General features: G+C 72.4%; 1 protein-coding gene. It reads left to right on the top strand.

Going from position 1 to position 1,962, the window contains the following annotated elements:
* Nucleotides 1–1,962, top strand: a 1,962-nt coding sequence (locus AOK24_RS39230; RefSeq protein WP_055724703.1) for a WD40/YVTN/BNR-like repeat-containing protein, incomplete at both ends; no start/stop codon positions are given.

The raw sequence follows: 1,962 nt of genomic DNA, 5'->3' as shown, positions 1-1,962 counted from the left end.
GACATCGGCGGCGCCTACCGCTGGGACGACAGAGCGGCCTGCTGGACCCCCTTGACGGACCACCTCGGCTGGGACGACTGGAACCTCCTCGGCGTGGAGGCGATAGCGATCGACCCGGCGCACAGGAACCGGGTCTACCTGGCGCTGGGCACGTACACCCAGCCCTGGTCGGGCAACGGCGCGATCCTGAGGTCGGAGGACCGGGGCACCACCTGGACCCGCACCGACCTCTCCGTGAAGCTCGGCGCGAACGAGGACGGCAGAGGCGCGGGCGAACGCCTCCTGGTGGACCCGCGCGACAGCGACACCCTCTGGCTGGGCACCCGCCACGACGGCCTGCTCAAGTCGACGGACAGGGGCGCGAGTTGGACGCCGGCCCTCTTCCCCCGCACCCCCAGCCCGACAGGCCAGGGCATCACCTTCCTCGTGGCGGCGGGCCGCACCGTGTACGCGGCGTGGGGAGACGGCGACGGCACCACCCCCACCCTGTACCGCACGAGGAACGGCACGGACTGGACCCCCGCCCCGGCCCAGCCGACCGGCACCGCCGCCAAGGTCCCGATCCGAGCCGCGTACGACCCCCACACCCGCGCCCTGTACGTGACGTACGCGAACGCCCCCGGCCCGAACGGCCAGTCGGACGGCAGCGTCCACAAACTCTCGACGGCGACGGACACCTGGACGGAGATCACCCCGGCGAAGCCGAACGGCACGACGGACACGTTCGGTTACGGCGGCGTCGCCGTGGACGCCCGCCGCCCGGGCACGGCGGTCGTCTCGACGAACAACCGCTGGTCGGCGGTGGACACCCTGTACCGCACGACCGACGGCGGCCGGACCTGGACGTCCCTCAAGGAGACCGCCGAGTTCGACGTGTCGGAGACCCCTTTCCTCAAGTGGGGCGGCCAGGAACCGAAGTTCGGCTGGTGGATCCAGGCGCTGGCGATCGACCCGTACGACTCCCGGCACGTGGTGTACGGCACCGGCGCCACCCTGTACGGCACCCGGGACCTGCGGCACTGGGCCCCGGAGATCAGAGGGCTGGAGGAGACGGCGGTCGTCCAGCTGATCTCGCCCCCGGTCGGGGAGGCGCACCTGCTGAGCGGCCTCGGCGACATCGGCGTCATGTACCACGAGCGGCTGACGAAGTCCCCGTCGCGCGGGATGGCCTCGAACCCCGTGTCCGGCTCGTCGACCGGGCTGTCGCAGGCCGCGGCCAGGCCCGCGTACGTGGTCCGCAGCGGCTGGGGCGACCACGGCAACGGCGCGTACTCCCTGGACGGCGGGCGCAGTTGGAACCCCTTCGCCGCTCAGCCCGCGATAGCCAAGGACGCCCCGGGGCCGATCGCCGCCAACGCCGACGGGAGCGTGCTGCTGTGGAGCTTCGTCCACTGGGACGGCACCACGTACCCCGCCTACCGCTCGGCGGACAACGGCACGACCTGGTCCGAGATCTCCTCCTTCCCGAGGGGCGCCCGACCGGTCGCCGACCCGGCCGATCCGACGCGGTTCTACGCGTTCGACTTCACTACCGGAACCGTACTCGCCAGCACTGACAGCGGCCTCTCCTTCACCGCCCGCGCGACCGGTCTGCCCTCGGGCGACATCCAGTTCCAGCTGGTCGCGGCCCCGGGCCGGTCCGGCGACCTGTGGCTGAGCACCAAGACCGGCGGCCTCTTCCGCTCGACCGACGGGGGCGTCACCTTCACGAAGACCGCGACCTGCTCGGCCTCGCACACCCTCGGCTTCGGCAAGGCCGCACCGGGCGCCTCCTACCCGGCGATCTACCTGGTCGGTTCGGTCGGGACCGGCACGGCCGTCCACCGCTCGGACGACGAGGCGAGGACCTGGGTCCGCATCAACGACGACCGGCACCAGTGGGGCTGGACCGGCGCGGTGATCACCGGCGACCCGAGGGTGTACGGCCGCGTCTACCTCGGCACCAACGGCCGGGGCATCCAG

This window comes from Streptomyces niveiscabiei, from assembly GCF_001419795.1.
In the GTDB taxonomy this organism is placed as follows: domain Bacteria; phylum Actinomycetota; class Actinomycetes; order Streptomycetales; family Streptomycetaceae; genus Streptomyces; species Streptomyces niveiscabiei.
This window is presented reverse-complemented; position numbering and strand designations above follow the sequence as displayed.